The sequence below is a fragment of the Marinobacter sp. genome, assembly GCF_041690455.1.
Taxonomy (GTDB): domain Bacteria; phylum Pseudomonadota; class Gammaproteobacteria; order Pseudomonadales; family Oleiphilaceae; genus Marinobacter.
In genome coordinates this window covers 22,116-46,249 of record NZ_JAWLHI010000001.1, presented here as the reverse complement: position 1 = coordinate 46,249, position 24,134 = coordinate 22,116, and the positions used below count along the sequence as shown (strand labels likewise).

General features: G+C 60.2%; 22 protein-coding genes. 9 read left to right on the top strand and 13 right to left on the bottom strand.

Going from position 1 to position 24,134, the window contains the following annotated elements:
* The first annotated feature begins 46 nt into the window (after positions 1-46).
* Both upp and ACESMW_RS00225 read left to right on the top strand, forming a co-directional pair.
* Positions 47-685, top strand: a complete 639-nt coding sequence (upp, locus tag ACESMW_RS00230; RefSeq protein WP_372985086.1) for a uracil phosphoribosyltransferase — start codon at positions 47-49, stop codon at positions 683-685.
* 2 nt (positions 686-687) lie between these two features.
* Complete coding sequence (locus ACESMW_RS00225; protein ID WP_372985085.1) at positions 688-1,944, top strand: uracil-xanthine permease family protein; 1,257 nt, start codon at positions 688-690, stop codon at positions 1,942-1,944.
* A gap of 51 nt (positions 1,945-1,995) precedes the next feature.
* Here ACESMW_RS00225 and ACESMW_RS00220 read toward each other — a convergent pair whose 3' ends face one another.
* The 5 genes from ACESMW_RS00220 to ACESMW_RS00200 all read right to left on the bottom strand — a co-directional run bounded on the left by ACESMW_RS00220 (position 1,996) and on the right by ACESMW_RS00200 (position 7,451).
* The gene (locus ACESMW_RS00220; protein WP_372985084.1) at positions 1,996-2,343 is read right to left on the bottom strand and encodes an Hpt domain-containing protein; all 348 of its coding nucleotides are present in this window, start codon (positions 2,341-2,343) and stop codon (positions 1,996-1,998) included.
* Positions 2,333-4,075: a PP2C family protein-serine/threonine phosphatase gene (locus tag ACESMW_RS00215; RefSeq protein WP_372985083.1), complete on the bottom strand. Its 1,743-nt coding sequence runs from the start codon at positions 4,073-4,075 to the stop codon at positions 2,333-2,335. The genes ACESMW_RS00220 and ACESMW_RS00215 overlap by 11 nt, the downstream gene beginning before the upstream one ends.
* A complete protein-coding gene (locus ACESMW_RS00210; RefSeq protein ID WP_372985082.1) occupies positions 4,072-4,377 on the bottom strand; it encodes an STAS domain-containing protein in 306 nt (101 codons plus the stop codon). The genes ACESMW_RS00215 and ACESMW_RS00210 overlap by 4 nt, the downstream gene beginning before the upstream one ends.
* A 123-nt stretch (positions 4,378-4,500) precedes the next feature.
* The gene (locus ACESMW_RS00205; RefSeq protein WP_372985081.1) at positions 4,501-5,952 is read right to left on the bottom strand and encodes a sigma-54 dependent transcriptional regulator; all 1,452 of its coding nucleotides are present in this window, start codon (positions 5,950-5,952) and stop codon (positions 4,501-4,503) included.
* A gap of 140 nt (positions 5,953-6,092) precedes the next feature.
* Complete coding sequence (locus ACESMW_RS00200; RefSeq protein WP_372985080.1) at positions 6,093-7,451, bottom strand: DUF1329 domain-containing protein; 1,359 nt, start codon at positions 7,449-7,451, stop codon at positions 6,093-6,095.
* Between the two features lie 196 nt (positions 7,452-7,647).
* Between ACESMW_RS00200 and ACESMW_RS00195 the strand changes: the two genes are divergently transcribed.
* Positions 7,648-8,160, top strand: a complete 513-nt coding sequence (locus tag ACESMW_RS00195; protein ID WP_372985079.1) for a hypothetical protein — start codon at positions 7,648-7,650, stop codon at positions 8,158-8,160.
* Positions 8,161-8,211: 51 nt separating this feature from the next.
* Positions 8,212-8,472: a hypothetical protein gene (locus tag ACESMW_RS00190; protein WP_092000402.1), complete on the top strand. Its 261-nt coding sequence runs from the start codon at positions 8,212-8,214 to the stop codon at positions 8,470-8,472.
* Positions 8,473-8,506: 34 nt separating this feature from the next.
* Here the strand turns inward: ACESMW_RS00190 and ACESMW_RS00185 are convergent, their stop codons facing one another.
* A complete protein-coding gene (locus ACESMW_RS00185; protein WP_372985078.1) occupies positions 8,507-8,998 on the bottom strand; it encodes a cell division inhibitor SulA in 492 nt (163 codons plus the stop codon).
* 46 nt (positions 8,999-9,044) lie between these two features.
* Positions 9,045-9,653, bottom strand: a complete 609-nt coding sequence (lexA, locus tag ACESMW_RS00180) for a transcriptional repressor LexA (protein ID WP_372985077.1) — start codon at positions 9,651-9,653, stop codon at positions 9,045-9,047.
* A 205-nt stretch (positions 9,654-9,858) separates the two neighbouring features.
* Here lexA and ACESMW_RS00175 point away from each other — a divergent pair, with 205 nt between their 5' ends.
* The 3 genes from ACESMW_RS00175 to ACESMW_RS00165 are packed head-to-tail and all read left to right on the top strand — an operon-like array spanning position 9,859 to position 12,301.
* Complete coding sequence (locus tag ACESMW_RS00175; RefSeq protein WP_372985076.1) at positions 9,859-10,860, top strand: amidoligase family protein; 1,002 nt, start codon at positions 9,859-9,861, stop codon at positions 10,858-10,860.
* Entirely contained in the window at positions 10,853-11,602 is a 750-nt protein-coding gene (locus ACESMW_RS00170; RefSeq protein ID WP_372985075.1) for a gamma-glutamyl-gamma-aminobutyrate hydrolase family protein, read from the top strand. The genes ACESMW_RS00175 and ACESMW_RS00170 overlap by 8 nt, the downstream gene beginning before the upstream one ends.
* Positions 11,603-11,617: 15 nt before the next feature.
* The gene (locus ACESMW_RS00165) at positions 11,618-12,301 is read left to right on the top strand and encodes an SIMPL domain-containing protein (protein ID WP_372985074.1); all 684 of its coding nucleotides are present in this window, start codon (positions 11,618-11,620) and stop codon (positions 12,299-12,301) included.
* A gap of 7 nt (positions 12,302-12,308) precedes the next feature.
* On the opposite strand, the gene ACESMW_RS00160 is transcribed toward ACESMW_RS00165, so the two are convergent.
* Entirely contained in the window at positions 12,309-16,058 is a 3,750-nt protein-coding gene (locus tag ACESMW_RS00160; protein WP_372985073.1) for a translocation/assembly module TamB domain-containing protein, read from the bottom strand.
* Positions 16,055-17,782, bottom strand: coding sequence for an autotransporter assembly complex protein TamA (locus tag ACESMW_RS00155; RefSeq protein WP_372985072.1), 1,728 nt, complete (start codon positions 17,780-17,782; stop codon positions 16,055-16,057). The genes ACESMW_RS00160 and ACESMW_RS00155 overlap by 4 nt, the downstream gene beginning before the upstream one ends.
* 187 nt (positions 17,783-17,969) lie before the next feature.
* Between ACESMW_RS00155 and ACESMW_RS00150 the strand changes: the two genes are divergently transcribed.
* Entirely contained in the window at positions 17,970-18,977 is a 1,008-nt protein-coding gene (locus tag ACESMW_RS00150; protein ID WP_372985071.1) for a hypothetical protein, read from the top strand.
* 38 nt (positions 18,978-19,015) lie between these two features.
* Positions 19,016-20,491, top strand: a complete 1,476-nt coding sequence (locus tag ACESMW_RS00145; RefSeq protein WP_372985070.1) for an amidase — start codon at positions 19,016-19,018, stop codon at positions 20,489-20,491.
* A gap of 88 nt (positions 20,492-20,579) precedes the next feature.
* Here ACESMW_RS00145 and ACESMW_RS00140 read toward each other — a convergent pair whose 3' ends face one another.
* From ACESMW_RS00140 to ACESMW_RS00125, 4 genes are read right to left on the bottom strand one after another with little or no spacing between them, the layout of a single operon-like run.
* The gene (locus ACESMW_RS00140; RefSeq protein ID WP_372985069.1) at positions 20,580-21,077 is read right to left on the bottom strand and encodes a universal stress protein; all 498 of its coding nucleotides are present in this window, start codon (positions 21,075-21,077) and stop codon (positions 20,580-20,582) included.
* A gap of 39 nt (positions 21,078-21,116) precedes the next feature.
* Positions 21,117-22,445 (bottom strand): TRAP transporter large permease, encoded by a 1,329-nt coding sequence (locus ACESMW_RS00135; RefSeq protein WP_372985068.1) that lies wholly within the window; start codon positions 22,443-22,445, stop codon positions 21,117-21,119.
* A gap of 23 nt (positions 22,446-22,468) precedes the next feature.
* Positions 22,469-22,984 carry a TRAP transporter small permease gene (locus ACESMW_RS00130; RefSeq protein WP_372985067.1) on the bottom strand — a complete coding sequence of 172 codons (516 nt, stop codon included), beginning with the start codon at positions 22,982-22,984 and terminating at the stop codon, positions 22,469-22,471.
* Positions 22,985-22,988: 4 nt separating this feature from the next.
* Positions 22,989-24,026 (bottom strand): TRAP transporter substrate-binding protein, encoded by a 1,038-nt coding sequence (locus ACESMW_RS00125; protein WP_372985066.1) that lies wholly within the window; start codon positions 24,024-24,026, stop codon positions 22,989-22,991.
* Positions 24,027-24,134 lie beyond the last annotated feature (108 nt).

The window sequence follows — 24,134 nt, the reverse complement described above, 5'->3', positions numbered from 1 at the left end:
AATCCGTCAAACTTGACCCGATAATCCCAGACACACAGGTGACCCAATGCCAATCCACGAGGTACGACACCCCCTGATCCGCCACAAGCTCGGCCTGATGCGCCGTGCGGACATCAGCACCAAGAATTTTCGTGAACTGGCACAGGAAGTCGGTGCCCTGCTGACTTACGAAGCCACCAAGGATTTCAACCTGCAGGAAAAGACCATCGAGGGTTGGGCCGGTCCGGTGAATGTCGAGCAGATCCACGGCAAGAAGGTCACCATTGTCCCCATCCTCCGTGCCGGCCTGGGCATGCTGGACGGCGTGCTCAGCCTGATCCCGGTGGCCCGGGTCAGCGTGGTCGGCCAGATCCGTAACGAGGAAACCCTGGAAGCCAGCACCTACCTGGAAAAGCTCGTGGGTGAACTCGATCAGCGCATGGCCCTGATTGTGGACCCGATGCTCGCCACCGGGGGCTCCATGATCTCCACCATCGATCTGCTCAAGAAAGCCGGCAGCACTGAGATCCGGGCCCTGGTGCTGGTGGCCGCGCCTGAGGGGATCGAGAAAGTCCTGGAGAAACACCCGGACGTTTCCATCTACACCGCCTCGGTGGATGAGCGCCTGAACGACAAGGGCTACATCCTACCGGGCCTCGGCGATGCCGGTGACAAGATCTTCGGCACCAAGCAGAAGGACGTCTGAGCATGCAGGACCACATCAACGATCCGGTCTGGAAACAGGCCATCGCCGGCTCGCAGATGCTGCTGGTGGCGTTCGGCGCCCTGGTGCTGATGCCGCTGATCACGGGCCTGGACCCCAACGTCGCACTATTCACCGCCGGCATCGGCACGCTGATTTTCCACGTCGTTACTGGCGGGCAGATTCCCATTTTCCTGGCCTCCTCCTTTGCCTTCATCGCCCCGATCATTGCCGCCAAGGGCAAGTTCGGGCTGGAGCAGACCATGGGCGGCCTGATGGCCGCGGGTATCCTGTATATCCTCCTGAGTGCCGCGGTAAAGCTGCGAGGTACCGGGTTCGTCACCCGGTTGCTGCCGCCGGTGGTGATCGCGCCGGTGATCATGACCATCGGCCTGGGCCTGGCGCCCATTGCGGTCAACATGGCATCGGGACAGACCGGGGATGGTTCCGCTGAACTGGTGCCCTACGACACCGCCATCTGGATCGCGATGATCTCGCTGGCGGTCACCATCATCATGACCCTCTGGGCCAAGGGCATCTTCCGCCTGATTCCGATCATGTTCGGTGTTATTGTCGGCTATATCCTGTCCCTGTTCGCCGGCATCGTGGACTTGACCCCGGTGCGGGAAGCGCCCTGGTTTGCGGTACCCGACTTCGTGGCCCCGGAGTTCGGCTGGAGCGCCATCCTGTTCATGATTCCGGTGGCCATCGCCCCTGCCATCGAACACATCGGTGATGTCCTGGCCATCGGCAACGTGACCCGCAAGAACTACCTGGAAAAGCCGGGCCTGCATCGCACCCTGCTGGGAGACGGCCTGGCCACCAGCACAGCCTCCATGCTGGGCGGACCACCCAACACCACCTACTCGGAAGTGACCGGCGCGGTCATGCTGACCCGGAACTTCAACCCCAAGGTGATGTGGTGGGCAGCGGTCGTGGCCATTGTGCTGGCGTTTGTTGGCAAGTTCGGCGCGGCCCTGCAGACCATCCCGGTACCGGTGATGGGAGGCATCCTGTGCCTGCTGTTCGGTTCCATTGCGGTGGTGGGACTGAACACCCTGATCCGCCACCAGGTGGACCTGTCCGAATCCCGCAACCTGGTGATCGTCGGCGTAACCCTGGTGTTCGGCATCGGCAACATGGCGCTCGGCCAACTGGAAGGTATCGCCCTGTGCGCGGTGGTGGCGGTTGCCCTCAACCTGGTCCTTCCGGGTAGCAGAGAGGCCTGGGGCAAGGCCATCTATGAGCAGAAGGCCGACTGAGGCCTTCCGTCCGGATACCGGCGCCCTCGGGTGCCGGTATCCGGAAACAGATCAGCGCACCAGCAGACGATCCAACAGACTGGTCACGGCCGCAAACTCTTCCTCGATTGCCCCGACCAGTCGGGATGCCTCCCCGAGATCCTGGGCCTTGCCCGCTTCTTCCGCTTCCAGACACAGCTCCCCTAGCCGGGGTGCGCCAATATTGATACAACTGCCCTTCAGGCTGTGGGCGGTCTTGGCGAAAGCATCGGCATCGGATGCCGCCAATGCGGTTTTCAGGCTGGCTATGCGATCCCGGGAGTCCACGATGTAGGTCTGGATCAGAACATCGAATTCATCCTCCATGACATCCTGAAGTTCCGCCAGAGCCTCTTCATCAAGGTGTTGTCTATCTGTCATCACCATCCCCCTGGTGCGCTGAGAAATACCAATCATAAACGATTTCGACGTGGTTACCCTTGCCCCAGAATGTGATGCTTTTGCTCAGCCGTTTCAAGAGCAACAAACCACGACCCGCATACCGGGCGCTGCCGCCCTCGCCGGTTTCACCGGAAACCAGTGGATGATTCCGGAAATCGAAACCGGCACCACTGTCCTCACAGACAACACGCAGGCGGCCACCACCGGGTTTCCGGGTGTGGTGCAGACTGAAACGTATGTAGTGGCCATCCACCCGGGCCAGCCTGGCCTGCCGCTCGGAGTAATAGCGGCCGAATCCCTCGGCACTGCGCTTCCACTCGGACGGCAACTGCAGGACGCCGTGCTCCAGGGCATTGTTGTAGAGCTCGGACAACAGGGTATAGATCTCGCCACCCCGTGTCCGTAATCCCGGAACTTCCAGGCAGATATGCAGCAACAGCGGCAACGGGCTGAAATCCCCCAGGGTGCGCTCCCGGATTTCATACTCGCACCGCCACTCAGTGGGACCAGCCAGTGCCGAGGGCGATGCCGGCTCCGGCACGGCCGGCATCGTTGGCTGATCCGTGATATCAAGAGCAACTAAAGTGAGGTCATCGGACTCGGCAGCCTTGCCACTGAACGCCCGTACGCCCTCCAGGACCGCCTCAAACGGATGCCGGGATGAATTCGATTGCCCGAGGCACTGACGGATTCCATCCAGCCCGAACAGCTCCCCCCGGTCATTTGCTGCCTCCAGCACGCCATCGGTCATCACCAGCAACCGGTCACCGGGTCGGACCTGCACCGATTCCATCAGGCTATCGAACTGTTCCGGGGGCAGAATACCCAGGGGCAGGTGCCGGGATGGCAACAGCAACGGCTCGCCATCCACTCGAAACAGCCACGCCTCCGGCAGCCCGCCATTCCAGACCCTGAGCTGGCCCAGCTTGAAATCCGCCTCCACCATGGCACCGCAACAGAACATGCCGGTGGGAAGGATGAGCTTGAGCTTCTGGTTGATTTCCCTGAGCACATCCGCGCCACTGAATCCCTTGCGCGCCATTCCGTAGAAAATCTCGGCAACCGGCATGGCGCCAATGGCGGCCGGCAGACCGTGGCCGGTGAAATCACCCAGAAATATCAGCATGCCGCCGGCTGGCCGCGGTGAAGCAAACACGACATCGCCGTTGAACACCGACAGCGGCGAGGCGTGGTAACGGATGTTCGGCGAATCCAGGCAACCGGTGTGCGCCACGTTGTCAAACACCCGCCTGGCGATGGTCTGTTCTTCCAACAGTTGCCGGTTGCGCTCGATGATTTCCTCGTGCTGGCTGGACAGGGTGTCGTGCATCCGCCGCATGCGGTCAAAGGCCTTGATCTTGGCCTCGATAATCACCCGGCTGTAGGGCTTGGTCAGAAAATCGTCTCCCCCGGCCTCCAGGCACCGCGCCAGGTCTTCGGCATCAGACAGGGAAGTCAGGAAGATTACCGGCACCAGGCGATCACCGGCCAGCGCCTTGATGTGCCGGGCGGCCTCCATGCCATCCATCCTGGGCATCAGGGCGTCCAGCAGGACAATGTCCGGACTGCGCTCACGGAATTTCCGCACCGCTTCGAGGCCATCCGTTGCCTCGATCACCTCATGGCCCTGGCGTTTGATGAGGGCCTGGAGGATCAGACGGTCCGTGTCACTGTCATCTGCAATCAGAATTCGCAGGCTATGCTGGGTCACTTGATGGCAAAAAGCTGCTCGAAATTGGAGATGGAGAGAATCCGGCGGACATCACTGTTGCAGTTCTCGATGGAAATCCGGGCGCTGTCGCCACCGGCGTGGTCCCGCAGCAGAAGCAGCATGCCCAGGGCGGAACTGTCCAGGTAGGTGGTGTCCGACAGGTCGACAATGTAGTTGGTCACCTTGGGACCGGCATGCTCGTAGGAATCCCGGAACGACTGATGGGTGCTGAAGTCGAATCGGCCTTCAATCCGGATAACCAGCGTTTTGCCGTCCTCGGCGAGGCTCGTCTGTATCGGCATTCACAAAACCTCCAGAAGCAATCCATGTAACGACTGCGACCAGCCCGGCAGAACCGGAACCGACCTCGCTCTTCAGAACTTCAGGATAGCTGACAACCGAGCCTTTGTCGCCGGTACGGGCATTTACGATTCTGCCGATTCTTCCCGTAAGCCGTATTTGCGCACCTTCTCCACCAGCGTCGTCCGGCGGATGCGGAGCTTTTCCGCTGCCCGGGCCACCACACCCCCGGCTTCATCCAGGGCCTGTTGAATCAGCTGTTTCTCGAGGTTGGAAAGGTACTCCTTGAGATCGATACCATTCACTGGCAACAACGCCGGGGCATCCAGCCCCACCAGGCCGGGCACCCCCGATGGCATACCGGAGTCCTCCACGGGCCGGTTCTCGTCGTAATCGTCGACATAGCGGAATTTCTTCGGCAATTCCTGCACCCCGATTACACCGTACGGATGCATGATGGCGAGCCGCTCAATCAGGTTCGCCAGCTCGCGGATATTCCCGGGCCAGTCGTGACGGCACAGGCTCATGATCGCCGCCGAGTTCAGGCGTAACGAGCCCCGCTTTTCCTTCTCCAGGCGGGAAATCAGCTCGTTGATGAGAAGCGGGATGTCCTCCACCCGTTCCCGGAGGGCGGGCATCTCGATGGGGAAGACATTCAGGCTGTAATAAAGGTCCTCCCGGAATTCACCCGCCTCAATCATCTCCTCCAGATTCCGATCTGTGGCGGCAATGATCCGGATATCGACGCTCTCGCTACGATGGCTCCCCATTCGCTCGAAAGTACGGTCCTGCAGCACCCGGAGCAGTTTGACCTGCAGCGGCAGTGGCAGCGCCTCAACTTCATCCAGGTACAGGGTGCCGCCATCGGCCAGTTCCAGCCGTCCCGCCCGGGCAGAAATAGCCCCCGGAAACGCCCCCTTCTCATGGCCGAACAGCTCGCTTTCCAGCAACTCCGCCGGGATCGCGCCGCAGCTCAATGGAACAAAGGGATGATCCCGTCGGGCGGAGTGGTAGTGCAGGTTGCGGGCGACCACTTCCTTGCCAGTGCCGGATTCTCCGGTGATCAGCACCGTCACATCCATATCCGCCACCTGCTCCATCAGCTGGTGCACATGCTGGATCTTGCGACTGGTGCCAACCAGGCTTCGGAACAGCTGCAATCCCCGCAAATGGCCCCGCTCCTGCAGGCTGCGGTCAGACTGGTCTCGGTAGATCTGGGCCCGGTACAGGGAATCGACAAACTTCGCGTAATTCAGGGGCCATTCAAGGCGGGCAATGATGTGGCTGGCGCATTGGTCGGACAGCCCGGAGGGCTCGGTACCGTCCACCAGCAGTATCGGTACCCCCGGCAGCGATTCACACACCCTGGCGAGGGTTTCGCCCACGCGGCTACCGTCACCGCTCACCAGGGCAACCCCGATTTCCTCCCGCTGATGGTCATCCGAATCGGCCAGCAGCGCCAAAGCTTCGTCGCCGGCCAACACCTGGCCTTCGCCGACAAATTCGAGGATCGTGACGATATCGTGCCGCCTCAGTTCGTCCTCACTGAGCACCAGCACCTTGTTATTTTTAGACATTTTTCCCTTCCGTTGGAGACTACACTGGTATTTAAGACGGCTTGGGGGGAAGAGTCAATTTTATGACGGGGTGAAGGAGGATGAGGAGTGACGGCCCAAGTTGGGGTCAGATGAACGTTTTCATCTGACCCCGTCTTCATTCACCGCCGCGCAGCCCGGCGGGCAGCAGAGGCAGTGAACTCGTTACCGCGGAAGCCGGGCTCGAAATCATAGGCCTTGAACCCGTCATCCAGGCCATCAATGTAGTAACGACCGGCCTTGAGGTCATAGGTCATTTCCATGGTGGTCCAAAACACCGGCTCGCTGTAGTAGCTGATGTTATGGGCCTCAGACACCCGCCACAGGTTACCTTCCTCATCATATTCCTCGGACGCCAGGATCTGCCAGCTGTCCTCATCCACATAGAACACCCGGCGGGCGTAGATGTGACTGATGCCGGTGCGCAGCTCAGCCTCGACCACCCACACCCGATGTAGTTCATACCGGGTCAGTTTCTGGTTGATGTGCTTCGGGCGAATGACGTCGTCAGCCTCGACGGAATCGCCATGGAGCTTGTAGGCATTGTAGGGGACGTACATCTCGCGCTTGCCTTTGAGGGTCCAGTCGTACTGGTTGGGCGCGCCGTTATACATGTCCTTCTGGTCTACCGAGCGCAGCGAGGAGGAGTTCGGAAGATCGGTTTCATAGGCCAGGTTGGGAGAGCGGCGCAGCCGGCGGGAGCCGGAATCGTAGCGCCAGGCGAGGCGCGGGGAACGAATCTGGTCCAGGGTTTCGTGCACCAGGGTAATCGTGCCGGCAAGGGAAGACGGGGCAGTGGTGTTGGTTTTCAGATAGAAAATCTTGTTGTCGATTTCCTCCAGCTCCGCCCCTTTGCGGCTGTAGGCGAAGAAATAGTCGTAATCATTGACCACCGGATTGTAGGAACCGTCGGTCTGGGGCGTTGCCGAAGCACTGCGGAAGGAGATCTCCGTGCCCCGGTACCGAAGGATATGGTTCCAGATCACCTCCAGCCCGTTATGGGGGATCGGGAACGGGCTGGTCATGATGGCATCCCGCACCCCGTTGCCATTATCCAGCAACTCAGCGCTGGTGGCGTTCTCGATGGACTTGTCGTAGACATGCTCCGGAAAGGCTGCGGTACGACGGCTTTGATAGACCGGCATGAAGAAATTCGGGCCGTATTGCTCGATCATCCGGATATGGCCGTCGGACAACTTGTCCCGGTACAGATCCACGTTGTCCCGGGTTATGACAAACAAGGGCTTGTCGTCGGGGAACGGATTGGTTTCGATCTCCCCTTCGCGCCAGCCTGCCGGTGGCGTGCTCAGCCCCCCGGTCCACCCGGGAATGGTGCCTGACGCATTGGCGCCGCGTTCAGCACCCACCGGAGTCAGCTCGTTTCCAAGCCTTTCGGCTTCCGCCGGACTCACCTTGGCCAGTGCCTGCCCGGACAACCCGAACAGTACCGCCGCTGCACCCGCGACAATGTGGCTTCGCATACCTGACATCTCCAGCAGTTCCATAAGACGGGCTGCTTTTTGCCAAATTCAAACACTCGTTTCAAGTGAATGTTTGTATCTTCTTGTGACGGCGCAGAGAATCATGAGACAGGTGCAGAAATCGTTGCACAGAAATGGTACAATCCTCGTTTTAATAATCTGCCAGATCTTCCTTATCCGAAATCGCAGGTACTCCATGGCCTCGCAATGGCATTCGCTGGTCTCACAAAAACTGTTCCTGGCCAAGACGCTGTTGGGACAGCTTGATCTGCCGGCATTGGCAGCCAACGGGCAGCCCGCACCGGAAGCGGAACAAGCGCTCCGACGGGAAGCGGCGACCCAGGGGGCCATAGAGCTGGTACTCCGTAGCCGGAGATTGCTGCTGGTGATGATCGCCCGGCTCTACCAGGAACGGAATGCCGAGCCGGAGACCCTGGAGGAACTGGCGGCACTAATCGGCGCGGATGCCAATGAAGTGTACCGTTTGCGAAACCTCGCATCGGAGTCTGGCAGCTGGTGGAATCACCTGGATCAACTGGAACAGAGCCAGAGTCGTCCACCGGCCACCCGAAAGACCGTAACGGATGACAATATCATCGCGGTTTCAGCGGAAACCGGGCCGGACAGGTCTGCGGCCGGATTGCTCAAGTCCCTGGGCGCACTCAAACATTTTGCCGACGATCTGGAAGAACAGCACAGCGAATGGTGAATCATCACCAGGCGCAGGCTTCCGGATCTCAACAACAGACAGGTTTACCGAATGTCACCATCGTTTTTTGAAATTGTACAACTGAGTAACGGCGACTACGCGCTGCGCCGGATCGACGACGACAGCGCGCCACTGGTAAGAATCTCGTTCTCCCAGGAAGCTCGGGAGATGATGGAAGATCGCGACATGAACGTCGCCAAGGCCATGATCGCTGCCGGCATCGAAGCCGTGGGCGACATCACTCATGATATTGACTGGGAAGAAGACGACGTCGACGCAATCGACCCACAGCCTTCCTACACCCTGCACTGACAGTGTGGCAGGCTCCCTGGCCTGCCCCCGACCTTCAACGCTGGCGAAGCACCACCCCGTGACTGTTACCCTCGGCCGACGCCTGCTGGAGTGACTCCAGTGCAGAGCGGCCGAGTTTGCGGGTCCACATCACCACCGCGTGACAAGTACCGGCCCGGAGTGCGCGCTCAGCCAACTGCTGGGCTGGCAGCTCAGGGGTCGAGCGCAATACCAGCAACTCCCCCGTGACAATGCCATGCATCTTCTGCCACTTGCTGACCAGCTCCTGGGGCGGGTCGATCCAGGCGAGCCAGCGCTTTTCCTGGTTAAGCTGGGTCAGCATCGGCAACAGCAACTGAAAGTTCTCCACCTGGCCCTGGGGCAGGATAATCTCGGTCACATTACCGATGACTTCTGCCGGGCGAGGCTCGGGGTTACGGCGGGTACGGATGACGGCCCGTCGCCCGGAAACACCCGGCGCCGGCTCGGAATGGGACAGGATGCCTTGCTGATAGGCCAGATTCTGGTTGAAGCTCAGTTGTTCCATAAGTCACCCGCTTGTTCTTCTATCGATTATCTGTGGCTGGCAAGGTTCAGTGGAGGTCGGAGCGGCGTATGACACCCACACCCAGGCCTTCGATAAACAGTTCCTGCTCGGTCAGATCCACCTCGATGGGCTCGAATTCGTCGTTCTCGGCAATCAGGTACACCTTGTTCCCATCCTTGCGGAATCGTTTCACGGTCACCTCTTCCCCGACCCGGGCTACCACCACCTGGCCGTTGTGCACGTCCTGGGTGCGGTGAACCGCCAGCAGATCGCCATCGAGGATGCCGATGTCCTTCATGCTCATCCCCCGCACCCGCAGCAGATAGTCGGCGGCCGGCGAGAAGAAGTCTGGCTGCAGGGTACAGTGATCCTCGATATGCTCCTGGGCCAGGATAGGACTACCTGCGGCCACCTGACCGATCACCGGCAGGCCCAGATCCTCCTCGGCTTCCGGCAAGCGGATGCCTCGGCTGGCGCCGGGCACCATTTCGATGGCGCCCTTGCGGGCCAGCGCCCTCAAATGCTCTTCCGCCGCGTTGGCAGAGCGGAAACCCAGCTCCGCTGCAATTTCCGCCCGGGTGGGCGGGTAGCCGGTCTCGTCAACATAACGACGAATAATATCCAGTACCTGTTGTTGCCTGGCAGTCAGCTTCATTCCGTTACTCCGGTCAGTCCAGGTGACAGACCTGCCACTCCTGGAGAGATGGACAGGCCTGTTTTTTTATACAGTGGATTGACTATATACAGTGTTTTATCCAGTGTAAAGTCCACCCACCAATTTTCTGTCGCCTGCGTAACCCGTTGGCAACAAGGGGATGTGTTATGGTGCAAAGACCATGCATGCAGAGTCAGGGAAACCGATGTCACAGACCAGCACCTGCGCGTTACCGGACGTGCGGCTCAATAGCGATGGAGAAGAGCGCCGTGTTGGCGTTGAGGTGGAGCTGTCCGGCCTGGGCTATGAAGTACTCGTGGATCATGCCGCACGCCTTCTCGACGCACCGGCGGAGGCGGTTTCGCGCTATGTCACGAGGATTGAAAACGGTCTGGGCCCCTTTACCATCGAGCTGGATTCGGATCCTATCAAGGATCTGGACCTGGCGGACCAGCGTCTGCCCCGCTCCATCCGCGAACTGGGCGGCCAGGCCATGGACGTCATTGATGCGGCGGCCGAGCGTATCGTGCCGCTGGAAATCGTAACGCCACCGATTCCCCTGTCCCGCTTGCAGGATGTGGAGACCCTGGTGGATGAACTTCGCCTGCTCGGGGCCCTGGGCAGCCGGGAGGCCATCTACTTCGCATTCGGCCTTCAGCTCAACCCGGAACTGCCGGATCTCGAACCGGCAACCATCGTGCGTTACCTGCAGACCTTCGCGGCCCTGTATGACTGGCTCAAGGCCAGGCACCAGCTGGACATCAGCCGGAAGTTTACCACCTACATTGAACCCTGGGTCACCCGCTATACCGACCTGCTGATGGCGGACAACTACGCTCCCGACCAAGCGCAGATGATGCGTGATTACCTGGAGTTCAATCCGACCCGAAACCGGGCACTGGACCTGCTCCCGCTGTTCGCGCATCTGGATGCCGATCTGCTTGGCCAGTACGTTCAGGATCCTCGCATCAAGAGCCGCCCCACCTTGCATTACCGCCTGCCGGACTGTGACATCGACAACCCGGAGTGGCATTTCTCCAGCGTGTGGAACGACTGGGTCGTTCTGGAGCAGATTGCCAACCGGGCGGATGATCTGGCCGAACTGAGGGAGCTGTTCCGGGACAGCCGGAAATTCAGTTTCCACAACCTCACCCACAGCTGGCCCGAAACCACAGACCAATGGCTGCGTACCAAGGGTTATGTCTGAAGAATTCCGCGAAGCCCCGGACATTCCCGGAGTCACCATCGGTATCAGCGGCCCGGCCCGACGCAGTCTCGCCCATCGACTGATCAGCCTGGGGCTACGGATGCATGGTGCCCGCACCCATTATATTCGCCCCGGTTCCCGGGTGGATGTCTCACTGCTGGACGGCCTGGTGCTCTCCGGCGGCACCCACGTACATCCGGAAAACTTCGGCCAGCAGCCACAGGTAACCGCCCGCTACGACCGCCGGCGGGATGCCACCGACCAGCGACTGTTGAAAGAGGCGGAAGCGATCGGCATTCCGGTACTGGGAATCTGTCGTGGCGCGCAGTTCATCAATGTGTTCCACGGTGGCTCCCTGTGCCAGAACGTCACGCCCCTGCGAGTCCATACCCGGCACCGCCCCCTGCTGCTGCCTCTGCAAACCGTCCGGCTGGTCACTGACAGCCGACTGGGGCACTTGATGCACGGGCCGGTGATCGGCACCAACCGCATCCATAGCCAGGCCATCAAGCGGCTGGGCAAGAATCTGAGGGTGGTCGCGGTGGATAATGATCTGTTTGTCCAGGCCATCGAAAACACCCGGGGCCAGTGGCTGATGGGTGTGCAATGGCACCCGGAATACCTGCTGTATCATAGCGGGCATCGGCGCATTTTCGGCCAATTTGTCGAGGCTGCCCGCAACTTCAAACTGGCCCGGCTGGAACCTGAAGCCGGGCCGGCCGATCCTGAAACCACACCCTGAAGGAGTACCACCATCATGAACGGACGGAACCGCTTACTGCTCCCTCTCATCCCCCTGGCCATGGTGCCTACCCTGGCACTGGCCGGAGAGCTTACCCTCACCGGCGAGGGTTCGGTTCGCTATGAACCGGACAGCGCCCGCCTGCAATTCACCGCCAGCGCCGAGGACCCCCTCGCCAACAAGGCCAGCGAACAGGTCCGGCAACAGATGGAGAAATGGCGGGAAGGCATTGAGACCTGGCGGGATCAGCTCGCTGACTACAGCGATGCACGCCTCAATCTCTATACCCGGACAATCCCGCCGGCAGAGCGGGGTGGCCAGGCGACCCAGCAGGCGGTGGCCTCACAGACCGTGAGCTTCAGCATCAGCGACCTGACGCTGCTCAACCCACTGCTTGAGCAGGCCCAGGCCCTGGGCATGGAGTACAACCTCGGGCCGCAGCAGTTTTACCACTCCGGTGAGCAGCAACTGGAGCGGGAAGCCCTGGCCTTCGCCATCGCCGATGCCCGCTCGCGGTGCGAGTTTGTTGCCGCCGAACTGCAACAGTCCTGTGGAGAGGTGGTCACCATGAACATCAACAGCGGTTACCGGCCGGTGCCGATGATGATGGCCGAGTCCAGGGCCGCCAAGGATGTGGTGACCAGCGTCGGCATCCGCGAGATTACCGCTTCGGTTTCCGCCACTTTCACCCTCGAATGATCCGGACTCAGAAATTGCGGGTGTAGAAGATGTCCAGGGAGGCCGCCAGCCCGCTGGCCGCCTCCAGGTAGAAGTATTTACCGAGGTCGTACCGTAATGCCACCGTGCTGATGGGTTCGAAAATTCCTACCCCGTAACGCACGCTGAGGTCGTCCGTCAGGTAACCGCTGGCTACCACTGAAGTCTGCTCGCCCGCCCCTTCGGCCTCCAGAGTCAGCTGCCGGATGCCCAGCTCCTCCCCGATTTCCCCGGTGACCTTGCTGGCCTGGGTCAGGCCCAGTGACAGGGCAGCCCGGCTCATCTGACCCTCGTCGCCCTGGCTCTGCGGCGCCCGGCCAAGGATGAGGTAAGACAACGCATCGGATTGCGGCATGTCCGGGTTCGAGAAGACCTCGGTCGATGGCGACTGGACCGGCCCACTGAGCCGCAGCCCGGCCACCACCGTATCCACCTCACGTATCGCCTCGATCTCCAGGTAAGGCTCGGTAATATTGCCCACGAACAACAACCGGGCGGTGCGCAGTTCCAGCTCCTGGCCATAGGCTTCGTAACTGCCTTCCACCAGCTGCAGCGTGCCCCGGGTATCCATGTCGTTGCCGATGCGCAGGGTGCCCTCGAGATTACCAGTGACCCCAAAGGCAGCGAAGGTGACTTCGTCCTCCCCGACCCGGACGGTGACATCCATATTCATCGAACGGATGGCGGGCTCCTCCTGTTCCACACCCACGATGACCTCATCCTCGGACACCTGAACCGCCTGGGCCGGCAGGGACTTGATTTCGATACTGCCCCGGGGCACGGCCACCTCTCCGGTCACCGCCAGATCGCCCTCACTGAAGGTCACCTCCAGATCCGGGGCAATTTCGAGCCGGGCATAGGGCTCGATATTGAGCGGAATCCGGCTGCCGACAATCGCCAGGCTGCCGCGGGGCGCTCCGGACCAGTCGACGCTGCCATCCAGTTTGGTCTCACTGCGTTCGTTACTGCGAATCCGCCCGCTCAGGTCGGCGGAGTACCCGTTCAGATCGACCTGCAGCAGGATATCCTCAAGAGGCACAGGCAACGTCGGATCCATGATCCGCCCATCCACCAGCGCCAGCTCGCCCCTTATCTCAGGTTTCATCAATGGGCCGGACAACCGCCCCTGACCACTGATTTCACCGGCCACTTCCTCCAGTCCGGTAAAGACCCCGGCCAGGGCCAGATCCAGACCCTGCAGACTGAAGCCCCCTTCAACCCTGCGGTCAGGGCTGTCGGGATCGACGGCCAGATCCAGACGGAAACTGCCGAGCGAATCGCCATCCAACCGGATATCGACATTTGCCACCTCGGGCTGTAGGGCCAGTTCCGCGGTCAGGGATGAGTAACCCAACGCCTCCCATTCGCCATCGACCAGAACATCGAATTCGCCACCGCCCGCATCAACAAACACCCGGCCGGTGGGGCCCGCATCGGTCTGGCTGAAAGACACCTCGGCGTTCAGCTCCGACTGCCACCGGAGCGTTTCCGGCAACAGTGGCGCCAGGGCCTCGGTGGGGAAGCGGCTGATGCGGTAGGCAAGCTCGGGGCGTGGATACAGCAGCTGGTCCTCGGCGCACACCGAGCTCTGCTGCCAGGCCCAGCAGTGGGCGCCGAACCTTACCCGGCCATCCGGCTCCCAGGCCAGTTCCGCCGGCGCCTGTAGCCGCCATCGTTGATCCTGTTCCGGAATCGCGATGTCACCCCCGGCAAGGCGTCCCAGCCAGCTTTGCCACCCCTCGCCAAAACCGCCGGCAAAAGCCAGTGAGACCTGTGCCTCCGAGTGCCGGGCGTCAACTGTAAGCGTGTGATCCTGCTGGCTGCCGGCGGCTTTCAACTCAAGCGACTCCAATGCCTGTCCGGCCGCCTCAATGGCCTGGGCATCGACACTGGCCTCGAGTCTCTGGTCTTCCGACAAAGTGGCCGCCACCGTGACATTCCCGATGGTCAGCTGGTCCTGCCAGGCCAGGGCCTGGCCACTGGCTGCAAGTTCGGCAACCGGGTCCTCCGGGCTGCCGGAAAGATTCAGCGTCGCCTCGAGCTCGCCACCCAGACCGGCAAGCAGTTGATCCGGCTCGGGCAGGGACAGGGTCAGATCCGCGGACAGCTCAGGCCCCCAGGTACCCTCGCCGGAAGCCCGGTTGCCCCCCACCACCAGCTCCAGACCGGAGACCACCCAGCTGCCGGTTGCGGTATCGAGGGCACCGGTGGCCTGGGTTTCGTGGGAGCGCCAGCTCCCCATGAGATCCCAGCTCGCGGTCATACGCGGCACCGGAACTTCCTCCAGTGAGCCCTCGCTTTTGACCTCGCCATTGAGCGACGCTTCCAGCGCGGGCACCCAGAATCCCGGATTGAAATCACTGAGTTCAAGGGCAGCCTGCCAGGTCACCGGTCCGTCAAAGCCGACCCGGCCACTGCCGGTGGCCGATCCGGCGCCGGTTTCCAGGGCAAGCTCCGAGAGGTTGACCTCCTTTAGATCGCCATCCAGCGAAGCCGTGATGGTGGCCTCCCCCATCGGGCCTCGTGTCTCCGCCCTGAGGGAACCCTGATATTGATTATCCGCCCAGCGGAAGTTGCCGGTCAGGGTGTTAAGCTCCACCGGCGGCTCGGACAGGTCCGGTACCAGCGAATACCAGGGGAATCGATCCAGCGCCAGGTCGGCATTGGCGGAAAAGCCGTCGGCCCAGCTCAGGTTACCCCGGACACTGGCATCGCCAGGCGGTTCCCCTTCCCTAGCCAGGACCAGCTCAAGGTTGTCAGCCCCGGCGGTGGTGACCAGGCCAGACAATCTTAATGCTACCGGTCCGACGGTACCCGGCAGCGTGGCTTTACCATTGGCGCGGAAGCCCTGCTCCAGCGATCCGTCTGCCTCCACGACAAGATTCTGGAAGGTGAGTGTTTCAGGCAGGGCATCCAGCGCCGTGAACTGCTCGGAAACAACCCGCAGTTGTGCGGGAAGCGACGGGCTCAGAGGCGCCACCCGACCTGACAGTCGGGCATCCAGGTAGCCACGGCTGGTGCCATCCAGGCGCAGATCAGTGACGCTGCCGGCCAGGTTCACTTCAATCTCCCACTGATCCCCCCGGGGTGGCGGCAGTATGGCGATGACGTCCAGGTCGACCGGCCAGTCTCCCCGGGTTTCCACCCGCCCCCGGGCAGTGACGGCATAATCCGCCAATTGGTAGTGAACCCGTTCCAGCTGCCAGCTGGCACCTGACCCGCCGGCATCCAGCTCAAACCGGTCCCAGACAGAGGATCCGTTGACCGTGAATGGCCCGATACGAACGTCCGATATCTCCAGGGACAACGGGATGTTGACCACCGGCAAGGTAAAGCCCGAAGCGGGTTCCGTGCCGTCGGACGAGGGTGCCGTTTCCAGGTCCATGGCCTGTGCGTGTAACGTGTCGACGCACAAACGCTTCTGGAACAGGCAGGATGGCGACCAGTCCAGCAGTGGCTGCTGCAAATCCAGGTTGATGCCATAGCCCTGCCATTGCAGCCGCGCCGCCTGCCAACGCCCCAGCAGGCTGCCCTGCCCTTCCTCCACCGTCAGGCCCGGTACCTGCTCGATAAGCCAGGCCGTCCCGGTTTCCGAACGAACCACCAGCAGCGCTGCACCGATCAGCAGCACCGGCACCAGAACAATGATCGCCACGACCACCGCCAGCCAGCGCAACGGATGCCACTTGCGGCGGCGCTTTTCGCTGGCCGCATCTGTTGCCTGCTTCTCGTCGGTCACAGTTCCGGTCCCATCGAAAAGTGAATTCGCCAGTCCCCGCCGAATTCCGGATCCAGGCCCTTGGCAATATCCAGGCGCAGCGGTCCCACCGGGCTGACCCAGCGCAGGCCGATACCGGCACCGGTGGCCAGGGGATCAAACAGGTCATTGACGGCGTTGCCATGATCCACAAACACCGCCGCCCGCCAGCGCTCGGCAAACTCGTACTGGTACTCGGCACTGCCCGCCATCAGGTACCGACCGCCCACCGGCACGCCATTATCGTTTTCCGGCGACAGGGTTTCATAGCCGTAGCCCCGGACACTCTGGTCACCACCGGCGAAGAAACGCAGCGAGGGCGGCACGTCCTCAAAGCGGTTGGTACCCACCGCCCCGATCTGGAACCGGCCCAGGAACCGGTGGTTATCAAACAGGGTATAGAGCCCCTTGGCCTGGGCGTAAACATGGAGGATATCCACCTTGGACAGCACCGCCCGATGTGAACCGGTCACGTCCAGCTGCAACCGATAGCCCCGTGAAGGATCCAGGGGAGAGTCCTGCCGCAGCCTGGAATAGCCGATGCCGGGAAGTAACAAGCTACTGGTGCCCTTCTCATCATCGCCGATATTGAAGCGCTCGCCCTCCCAGCGGATGGACAACACCTGCAACCAGCCGTTATCCAGTTGGTGCTGCCATTGCTGCCCCAAGGTCAGCAGTTCGGATTCCACGTTCTCGATATCCTCCCGCTGATAACCGGCGGTCAGGCGGATCAGGTCCGTCATCGGCGGGTCCAGGGGCAGCTCGTACCAGGTACTGAGATTCTGCCGGGGCTGGGAGATTTCAGTGTCGGCACCGCGCTTGTGTCCCATCGGGTTAATCCAGTGCTCGCGCCAGGTACCCCGCACGCGGGGACCAACGTCTGTGGAAAAGCCGACACCCGCGGCCACTGAACGGCGATCACGGCGAGTGACGGCGATGCTTACCGGGATAACCCCGTCAACCGCGTTGCCCGGAACGGCATCCACATCAACACCGGAAAAATAACCACTGCTGGAGAGATCCCGGTTCAGCTGCGCGATGAGGTCCGTGTGGTAAGGAGTGCCCGGCTCGAAGGTGACAAAATCCTCCAGCAGGGAGGTTTCAAACCAGTGCCCCTCCTCGAACGTGACCTCACCGAGGCGGTACCGCTCTCCGGACTCGAAGACCAGAACAATCTCGGCAGTGTTCTCCTCCGGATTGACGCGCAGGGTTCGGGTCACAAACTGGCCGGCGAAATAGCCCCGTTGGCGGGCGCGGGTCTGGATGGCACTCCGCAGCCCGGAATACTCACCGTGATTCAGGACATCCCCCTCCGCCGGTGTTTCCGGCAGCCCGCTCATGAACTCCGCATCCTCCCCTGCGGGGCCCCGGATATCCACTTCCCGCGAGGTGACTTTCACCGGCTCGCCCGGTTCAATATCCAGGATCAGCCGGGCCAGCTCTTCATCGTCGCCCGCTTCCACACGCCAGTCGATTCGCGGGTTGTAATAGCCCAGGGCCCGTAACGCCTCACCCGCCTGGCGAACAGCCGTCCGTGCATATCGGCGCAGATTGGCCTCGCTGCGGCCTTCCACCTCCCCGATAAAGGCCTCCGCGTTGGCTTCCAGTTCCGGATAGTCGCCATTGACCCGAACCTCGACCTGCCGGGCAAAACCCACAGCCGGCCACAACAACACCAGCAGCAACAGCAGGTAAAAGGGGTACATTCTCGGGATCGGGTTAATAGACAGACTCCGGCTTCTGATGTTCTTTCCGTAGGGGTGTATACGCTTCATTGAAGATTGGAAGTTTAACGTCAGGCGGTCAAGTTGAGGAGCCTGTCGTGCTTGGGATACAAATACGCTAACCTGTCAGGGACTTACACAGCCTCCAGATCGGATCAATGGCCACCGCATGTTGCATATAAACCGGGAAAACCTGAAGTCCAGCCACCAGCTTGTCTGGTTTATCGTCGATTTCCTGATGCTCGGCCTGCTCATCCTGAATCTGGCGTTCATCATCTGGGACTCCATCTACAGTTTTGTCGCCATCCAGAACCTGCTGAAAGAACATACCCCGGCGCTGCAAACGGCTTACCACCCCATTCACGAGCGCTTCATTTTCTACGACATGATCTTCGTATCGATCTTCCTCACTGAGTTTTTCGTGCGCTGGGGCTATGCCATCAAGGCCAGTGTCTATGACCGGTGGTATTTCTACCCGTTCATTCACTGGTACGACCTGGTGGGCTGCATTCCCGTGGGCAGCTTGCGTTTCCTCCGGATCCTGCGGGTGATCTCCATCATCTACCGGTTGCATCAGTACCGGATCATCGACGTCACCAGCACCAAGATCTACCGGTTCGTGAACTTCTATTATGAAGCGTTCATGGAAGAGTTGTCGGACCGGATCGTGCTCAAGGTGCTCAGCGGCGTCCAGGACGAGGTCCGTCGCGGTTCGCCGCTATTCGACCGGATCCAGAAAGACATCCTGTATCCGCGCCGTGACATGCTCTCGGACTGGATCTCCCAGCGCGTTGCCGAGGCGGCACAGGAAGGCTATGTGCCCAACCGGGGGGCGCTACGCAATTACCTCGAGGGACGGGTGGACAACGCCCTGAAGCAGAACCTGGAGCTGTCTCGTCTCAAATACCTGCCAGTGGTGGGCCCCACCATCCAGGAAACCCTCGAGGACGCTGTCGGTGACATCGTTGCCAACGTGATTCACCAGATCCTGGAAGACCTGGCCTCCAGCTCCAACCACGCGTTCATCGAAGACATCGTGAACGTCTTCCTTCCCAGCCCGGACCAGGTCGCCGCCGATGAAACCCAGAACCAGGCGCTGATCGACCTGATCATCGAGATCCTGGATGCCATAAAAGGCCAGGTTAAGGTCAAGCACTGGCGTGCCCAGCTGCCGTAACGTATAAGAAAGACGCCCAAAACAACAAGAGATTGCCCATGGACGCTCTGCATTACCAACCGGCCCACGAACTCCTGCGCCAGCTTGAGAACGGAACACTGACCAGCGAACAGCTCGCCCAGGCCCTGCTGGTTCGCATCCGGGAACAGAACCCCGCCGTCAATGCGGTGGTCACGCTGGATGAAAATCGTGTACTGGAGCAGGCCCGGGAGGCGGACCGGCAGCGTGCGAACAACCAGGACCTGGGTCCCCTGCATGGCTTGCCGCTCACCCTGAAGGACACCTGGGAAGTCGCCGGCATGACCTGCACCGCAGGCGCCCCTGCCCTGAAGAACCACCGGCCGGAACGCCATGCGGATGTGGTCCGGCGCCTGGAAGAGGCCGGTGCCATCATCCTCGGCAAAACCAACATTCCGCTCTACGCCACGGATCTGCAGAGCTACAACAAGCTGTTCGGCGTCACCAACAACCCCTATGACCCGACACGCACCCCCGGGGGTTCATCCGGTGGCGCGGCGGCCGCCCTAGCAGCGGGATTCACACCTCTGGAAGTAGGCAGTGACCTGGCAGGGTCCATCCGCATACCCGCCCATTTCTGCGGCGTATTCGGCCACAAACCCAGCCGGTCACTGGTGTCGTTCCGGGGCCACATACCCGGGCCACCCGGTACCGAATCGCAACCGGACCTGGCCGAAGGCGGCCCCATGGCCAGGAATGCGAAGGATCTGGAACTGCTCCTGAAAGTCATCGCCGGCCCGCGCCCGGTGGAAAGCCGCAGCTGGGCTCTGGCCCTCGACCCGGCACGGCTTGAGAGTCTGGGTCAGGCCCGGGTCGGACTCTGGCTCGAAGATCCCCTGTGCCCGGTTGAGGACGAGCTGGTCGAAGGTTATCGGTCACTGGCCAGAAACCTGGAAGACCGTGGCGCCCTGGTGGCCGAGGCCAACCATCCCCTGCTCGGTCTGGAGCACATCCTGCCCGTCTATTTCAATCTTTTGGGCAGCCTCATCGGCATTTCCCTGAAACCGGCCCAGCGCCGGCAGATGAAATGGATCGCACTGCTGGAGCGCTGGCTACACCTGCTCGGTCCCGTGACACCCTATATCGGCGAATACGCGCGCGGCGTGAACCAGAAGATCTACGAGTGGATGCAGTGGAGCGAAGTCCGGGAAAAGATGCGGGCGGAAATCGAAAGCCTGTTCAGGGACTTCGACGTGCTGCTCACGCCCATCACCCCCACAGCGGCCATCCGCCACGACCATAGCCAGCCGGTGTTCAAGCGACGCATCACCGTGGCCGGCAAACCCAGGGCCTATATGGACCAGTTTTGCTGGATTGCCCTGGCGACCTTGCTGGGATTACCCGCTACCTCGGTACCGGTCGGACGCACGAAAGAAGGCCTGCCCTATAACGTGCAGGTGATTGGCGCGCCCGGGATGGATCTGACGACGATCCGGTTCGGGGCGTTGCTGGAGGAGAGTGGGCTGGCGGGGTTTCAGCCGCCCTCGTTGCGCTGAAATCCCGGAGCAGAGCCAGGGCCCAGGCACCAACAAGCACAACGGCAAGAGAATGGGATATCAGCTGCTTGGCGATAACACGGCCAGGTCAGGCAACGCCCAGTGGCACGACTAGCACCGGGCGCTTGGAGTGCGTCAGCGCCTTGGTCGCTGTAGAGCCCATCAATGCCTGTCCTAACGCGTTGTGTTTGCGGGTTCCCATAACGATCACATCAGCATTAATTTCATCGCCGACTTCAAGGATTCTACGCCACGGTGTACCTTCCTCGATGCGCGCCTCAATGTTCTTCAGGCTTAATACTTCGTGCTCTTCCAGCTCTTGCTCGCAGAAGCGCTCTATCCGCTCGCGAATCTTCACGCTTAGTGCCTCAACACCTTTTTGCAGCAGGTTGTCGAGTTCTTCTTTCTCCATCATGTTACTCAAGACACTGCGAGTGGTACCTGACAAGGACTCAATCACGTGCAGATAAGTTATCTGGGCCTCAGAGTAGTGGCCACATAAGCTGATCGCAGCACGGAATGCCGGCCGGGAACCCTGCTCAAGATCGGAGACATATAAAATCTTCTTGATATCATAAAACATCATTCTTCTCCTCTATTCCCGGAACCGGGAAGTCGGCATCACTTAGTGGTACAACAGGTCCGGCAAAAACAGTGAAATCTGAGCAACGAAGACAATCAGTGCCAAACGTACAATATCTGCACACCAGAACGGGGTAACACCCTTGAAGATAGTGCCTGTTTTGACATCTCTTAATACTGCGCTGAGCACAAAGACGTTCATACCCACCGGTGGTGTGATCAGACTTATTTCGGTGACCACTACGACGACAATACCAAACCAAACAAGATCGAAGCCGAGGCTTTCCACCAACGGATAGAACACGGGAACCGTCAACAGCATCATGGAAAGGCTCTCGAACACCATGCCAAGCAAGATATAAATGCCAAGGATGGCCAATATCACCATGATGGGCGACACATCCAGTGAGGTAATGAAGCTCAGGAGCATGTCCGGCAGCCCGGCCCGGTTAATAAAGTCCGAGAAAATCAGCGCCCCAATCACCACCGCAAACAGCATCGCAGAAGTACGAGCTGTATCCGCCAGTGTTTCGAAGAGTGTCGAGAGAGTGAGCCGGCGACGGGCCAAGGCAATGACAAATGCTCCGCCAGCCCCAATACCCGCTGCTTCGGTCGGTGTGAAAACCCCCAGGTAGATACCTCCCATCACTACAGTAAAAAGAGCAAGCACGCCCCATACATTCCTGAGGGCCTTAAGGCGTTCCGGCCAGGGCGCCTTCTCTCCGGCAGGCCCCGCGTCAGGATTCCGCTTGACGACATACCAGACGGCCGCCAGATACAGCAGGACACCCAGCAGACCAGGGATAAAACCGGCAGCAAACAGCTCGCGGATACTCGATTCAGTCAACAAGCCATAGATCACCAGGATAACGCTTGGCGGAATCAGAATGCCCAGGGTACCGCCAGCAGCAATGGAAGCCGTTGCCAAAGCGTCTGAATAGCCATAACTGCGCATAGGTGGCATGGCCACCTTGGCCATCGTCGCGGAAGTCGCCAAACTGGACCCACAGATCGCCGAGAAACCTCCGCAAGCCACTACCGTTGCCATTGACAAGCCGCCCTTGCGATGGCCGAGAAATGCATTGGAAACGTGGTACAGCTCCTGGGCCAGGCCCGAACGGGTCACGAGATTACCCATCAGCACGAACAGTGGAATCACCGACAGGCTATAATTCTGGACCGTATCGATCACCCGGTTCGACGCCATCGAAAGTGCGCCCCGCCAGCGGAAATCCATGAAGTTAGTCAGATCCAGCCCCATCAGAAAGGCGAAACCAAAGAAACCGACCAGCCCCATAGCAAAGGCAATTGGCACCCTCAGAACCAAGATTATGAAAAGGAGAACGGCAAAGCCGGTCAGCACGACGGTCATAGAATTTTCCGTAACTGATTCGTTTATTTGGTAGGAGAAGAGAGGATGCGATAAACGCCGAGCGTTATCATGCCGGCGGCGGTCAGCCAACTCATGATTGCTATGTACTCGACGATATAGCCACTGGGCAGGCCGAGAAATTCCGTCTCGACACCACGCCGGATCGACCTCTCGCCGAGCTCAAAGATCCGTACCGCAAGGAAGTACATCGAAGAGGACACTATCAGAGCCGAAACCAGTCCGAGAGCCTTCAACAACTTCTGCCCCAAAAGATGGTCCAGCAGGTCCACCACGATGTGGCCACCCCGATAAGTGATAACCGGCATCGCCGCGAATACCATCAGGGCAAGACCAAGTCGGGTAAGTTCAGTAGCCCCGGGAACGGGATTGTTGAAGAGATAGCGACCCGCCACGTCCAGACAGGTAGTCAGCATAAGCAGGAAGAGGACCAACCCTGCTATAAGCTCCAGAAGGAAGGCCAGCCACTTGGCTGGCCCCTTCTCGCTATAATGCCTGTTAACCCATGTAGCGAGAGACATGCGCTTACTCCTGATGCTCTCGCTCATACTCTCGGGCTATGGTCCGCAGCTCTTCCAGCGCCTGTCGGGCATTCGGGGCACGATCAGACACGTTCTCGATCCATTTTTCGTCCATGCCCTGAATCAGTCTCTGGAAGTCCTGCGCCATCTGGTCTTCTTCCTCAACGCGGATTATGTTGACGCCGGCTTCCTCCGCAGCCTTCAGGCCCTCATCGTCAATGGCATCCCAGGCACGTCCGGCCAGGGCGGAGAGTTTTTCACCCGATACGCTCATGATGGCCTCGCGATCCCTGGGTTCGAGTTGATCCAGGAAATAAGGGCTGATGAACATGGAGAAACTGCCGAGGTACATACCACCGGGAAGCATGGTGACGTTGGGAGCCACTTCGTTGAGGCGCAAGGTTTTCTGCTCACCCATGGGCAGGAAGGCACCATCAATCACACCCTGCTGCATCATTTCATAGACTTTCGGGGCTGGCGCTGAAACCGGAGTCACGTCCATGCGGTCGCCAAGCTCGGACTGGACGCCACCACCGATACGAATCTTTTTGCCCTTAATCTGATCGAAGGAGGTGATTGGCTCAATGGAATGGATATAGCCCGGACCATGGGTAAACATGCCAATGGGGGTCAGGCCTTCAAACTCGCCGGAGTCCATGAAGTACTTGTTATAGACTCGCCAGAGTGCCACAGAAGCCGCCTCGGCTCCCACACCCAGACCCGGCTGTTCCACAATCTGGGGCAACTGGAAGCGACCAGGAACATAGCCGTGGTAGCTGAAGCCGGCGTCAACAACACCGTCTTCCACCAGCTGGAACATGGTTTTCGGATGCCCCAGATCGTTCTCTATTTCAACCTTGACTCGCCCTTCTGTTGCTTCCTCGACCCATTTGGCCCACGTCGGCCAGACCTCGGCGTTCTGTGGATTGGTCGGCGGCAGCCAGGTCCCAACATGCAATGTCGTGGCAGAGAAAGCGCTACCGGACATCGCCAGCCCCAATGAAAGGATGGCGGCTTTGCTGAGGAGTTTTGTTTTTGTCATAACGGCCTGTCTCCTGATTGTTTTGTAGTTATCACTTGCTTTGTTGCGGCCCGGGAAAGCCAGCGAACCTTCCTGACGCTACAGAATCCTGCAGCGCCCACCCGTTTC